Source organism: Piscicoccus intestinalis NBRC 104926 (assembly GCF_001515525.1).
GTDB classification, from domain to species: Bacteria; Actinomycetota; Actinomycetes; order Actinomycetales; family Dermatophilaceae; genus Kineosphaera; species Kineosphaera intestinalis.
The window spans coordinates 1-3,448 of the sequence record NZ_BCNQ01000241.1 but is presented as its reverse complement, the minus strand read 5'-3'; the positions used below and the strand labels follow the sequence as shown (position 1 = coordinate 3,448).

The 3,448-nt window shown below is 70.5% G+C and carries 3 protein-coding genes and 2 pseudogenes; 2 read left to right on the top strand and 3 right to left on the bottom strand.

The window, feature by feature from the left end:
• Nucleotides 1-220, top strand: a pseudogene (locus PINTE_RS23495) (RNA polymerase subunit sigma-24); the annotation flags it as partial.
• 222 nt (nucleotides 221-442) lie between these two features.
• The gene (locus PINTE_RS20700; protein WP_245643088.1) at nucleotides 443-1,363 is read left to right on the top strand and encodes an Abi family protein; all 921 of its coding nucleotides are present in this window, start codon (nucleotides 443-445) and stop codon (nucleotides 1,361-1,363) included.
• A gap of 141 nt (nucleotides 1,364-1,504) precedes the next feature.
• Here PINTE_RS20700 and PINTE_RS20695 read toward each other — a convergent pair whose 3' ends face one another.
• The 3 genes and pseudogenes from PINTE_RS20695 to PINTE_RS23490 all read right to left on the bottom strand — a co-directional run.
• Entirely contained in the window at nucleotides 1,505-2,347 is an 843-nt protein-coding gene (locus PINTE_RS20695; RefSeq protein ID WP_068434372.1) for a TrmH family RNA methyltransferase, read from the bottom strand.
• On the bottom strand, nucleotides 2,347-3,114 hold the full coding sequence (locus PINTE_RS20690; RefSeq protein WP_068434370.1) for a sulfite exporter TauE/SafE family protein: 768 nt from the start codon (nucleotides 3,112-3,114) through the stop codon (nucleotides 2,347-2,349). Before PINTE_RS20690 ends, PINTE_RS20695 begins: the two co-directional genes overlap by 1 nt.
• 118 nt (nucleotides 3,115-3,232) lie before the next feature.
• Nucleotides 3,233-3,448 (bottom strand): annotated as a pseudogene (locus PINTE_RS23490) (hypothetical protein); the annotation flags it as partial.

Genomic DNA, 3,448 nt, shown 5'->3' with positions numbered 1-3,448 from the left:
CGCCGAGGCCGAGGGCCCGGAGGCGGGCCTGGCCGCCCTCGCCGACGTCGACCTGCCCGGCAGTCACCGGCCCCCGGCCGTGCGCGCCGAACTGCTGACCCGGCTCGGGCGCTCGGAGGCGGCGCTGGCCGCCTACGACGAGGCGATCGCCTTGTGCCGCAACGACGTCGAGCGTGAGCACCTGCTCCGACGACGGGCGGCGGCCCGCGTCCTGCGCTGAGAGCGGGCAGGACCGCGCTGGCGGTACGAGTCCGCCAGAGCTGAGGCAGCTTGGCCGGTTGTGCTCGTCCCTGGCCCCTCCACCGACCTACCTGTTGCCTCATGCAAAGACGCCCGCGTGGGGCGCCCTCTTGCAGCGTGCTCTGCGTCCGGCTTAAGATTGGCTCACTAAGACCGGTTCCGCCTACCACGTAGGTCCAGGGCCGGTCCTCATTATGCCCCGGTGGTGCGGTTGGACGCTGCAGTCAAGGAGTACCGCTCATACGACGAGCAGGTCGACCTGCTCGTTCGGCGCGGCATGGATGTCGGGAACCGCAACGAGGCCATCGCCCTGCTGCACCGCGTCAGTTACTACCGCCTCAGCGGGTACTGGTACCCCTTCCGTCGGCTTGTTGACGGGGCTCGCCAGGACGCCTTCTACCCGCAGACACGGCTCAGCGACGTGGCCGCCCTTTACGAGTTCGACGCCCGGCTCCGCACTGCGACCTTTGCCGAGCTTTCTCGGATCGAGCTGGCCGTCCGCTCGCTCCTGGGCCACGAGCTCGGCCGCGTCGACCCGTGCGTGCACCTCAAGCCCGACAGACTCGGCCCGACGGCGCGCCACAGCGGGGCGTACGCCGACTGGCTCGCCGGCTACACGTTCGAGCTGAAGCGCTCCCGCGAAGACTTCGTCGAGCACCACCGCCGAAAGTACGGCGGTCGGCTGCCCGTCTGGGTCGCGGTTGAGCTGCTCGACTGGGGTGGCCTCGCCCGGCTGTACGGCTTCGCCCCTCGCGTGGCCCAGGACGCGGTCGCCGACGCGTGCGGGCTGAACGGACGCCAACTCACGAGCTGGCTCAGGGCGTTGAACCTCGTGCGCAACACGTGCGCTCATCACGGGCGGCTCTTCAACCGGGTCCACACGAACGTGCCCCGGCTCCCGCCTGTCGGCCGGCACCCTGATCTCGACTCGACGACGACCCAGTGGGAGCGCACCTTCGGACAGCTCACGCTGGTGCAGTTCCTCCTCGACCGTCTCGAACTCGGCCGCAGGTCGCTGCTGCCCGCTGTGCTGAAGTCTTTCCCGACAGTACGCGCGGTGCCGCTGTCTCACCTCGGCGCGGCACCGACATGGCAGACCGATAGCGGCCTCTGGAAGCCTTGACTCGCGTCGTCCTTTATTGCTGGGATCGATCAGCAGGTCCGCCCGCGCGAGGGCCGACAGCCTCGAGCGCACGCGGTGCAGGTAAGACTGGTTGCCGCCGTTGGCCTGATCGTGCATGCGCGTTCGGCTGTTCTATCGACTCTATCGAGTGGCATAGAACGCCACCGCGGAACTCGCGGCCACGTTGAGCGAGTCCACGTCGTGCATCATCGGGATCGTCACCCGACGATCGAGCAATCTCTCGGTCCGCGCTGTGAGCCCGTCACCCTCAGTGCCGAAGACCAGCGCCAAGCGGCGATGATCTTGCGCCACCAGCGCATCAAGAGTGATCGAGCCGTCCCCCAAGGTCATGCCGGCGACGACATACCCGGCGTTCTTGAGAAGTTCGATGCCGTCCGGCCACGGGTCGATGCGTGTCCAAGGCACCTGGAAGACCGTGCCCATCGAGACCCGGATCGACCGCCGGTAGAAAGGATCGGCGCTGCGGGGGGTCACTAGCACCGCATCGACCCCGAGCGCCGCGGCCGAACGGAAGCAGGCGCCGACATTGGTGTGGTCGACAAGGTCCTCCAGCACAGCGACCCGTGTACGTCGCCTCGTTGGGTCGTGCGCGGGGCCCGCGCACGAGAGCTTCGCCAACAGCCCCTCGAGCGCGGGCAGTTCGGGCCGGTGCATGGAGGCGAGGGCGCCGCGGTGCAGGTGGAAGCCGGTGAGCGCGCGGATGACGTCAGGCTCCCCGACGTAGACCGGCACCCCGTCCGCCTCCGCGCGCGCCACGAGGTCGGCGAGGTCGGTCAGCCAGCGGGGCGCCATGAGATAGGACCGCGGCCGGTGCCCCGCGGCCAGCGCCCGCCGGATCACCTTCTCGCTCTCGGCGAGGTAGAGGCCGTTGGCCGGCTCGAGCCGGGTGCGCAGGGCCATGTCGGTGAGCCGCAGGTAGTCGGCGACGCGCTCGTCGGCCGGGTCGGTGATCGTGATCGGCATCAGGCGAAGACCGTCATCCGCAGGATCGCGACCGTGCCGACGACGATGATCACCGCGCGCAGCACGAGCGGCGGGAGCCGGCGCCCGACGCGCGCCCCGATGGCCCCGCCGATGAGCGTGCCGATCCCGACGAGCAACACGGCGCTCCAGTCGATCTGCGAGTTGCGCAGGAGCACGAACGTGAGGGCCGCGACGCCGTTGACGATGAGCGCGAGCAGGTTCTTCAGGCCGTTGAGCACCTGGAGGTCCTCGACCATGAGGGTCGACAAGATGCCGATGAGGATGACGCCCTGCGCGGCCCCGAAGTAGCCGCCGTACACGCCGGTCAGCGCCACCAGCACCCACAGCAGGCGCTGCTGCCCCGGCGACACGTGCGTGGGGTGGCTCCGGCGCGCACGCCGCTGCAGCGACGGCCCGAAGACGACGAGCAGCAGCCCGACGAGGATGAGCGCCGGCACCACGGCGTCGAACACACTCTCGGGCAGCCACAGCAGCAGCACCGCGCCGACGATCCCCCCGAGCAGGGAGGCGGGCCCGTACCGCCGGATCGCTGCGCCCGAGCGCTCCAGCTCGCGCCGGTACCCGTGCACGCCGCTGAGCCCGCCGGGCACCAGCCCGACGTTGTTACTCATGTTTGCCACAAGCGGCGGGTAGCCGAAGAACAGCAGCGTGGGGAAGGTGATGAGCGACCCCGATCCGACGATCGTGTTGATCGTGCCCGCGGCGACGCCCGCCAGCAGGATCGCCACCACCTCGAACGCGTTCACCCGGACACCTTACGAGCCCTCCCCCACAACGCCGAAGGCTGCCCCGTCGGCCGAGGGCTGCGGTTCTCACCGCAGCCCCGGACCGAAAGGGCAGCCTTCGGCCGGTTGGGAGGATCTGTCAGCCGCGCGGGTTCTCGTCGGGGCGCGGGGCCGGCTGAGCCTGCCGCTGGGGCTCGGCCTGCTGGGGCACACCGGGGAACTCCGGAGCGGGGTTCTCGGCCTCCGCCGACAACGCCTGCGGAGCCGGGAGGTCCCCGGTCGCGCCGGCCGACGGTGCGGCGGCGGTGGCTCCCCCGTGCTGACCGGGCCGGCCAGACCGGCCGGCCTGGCCGGG

What these genes read in the sequence shown, in the direction of transcription:
- PINTE_RS20695 (WP_068434372.1), bottom strand. Translation starts at nt 2,347, where the DNA reads ATGCCGATCACGATCACCGACCCGGCCGACGAGCGCGTCGCCGACTAC.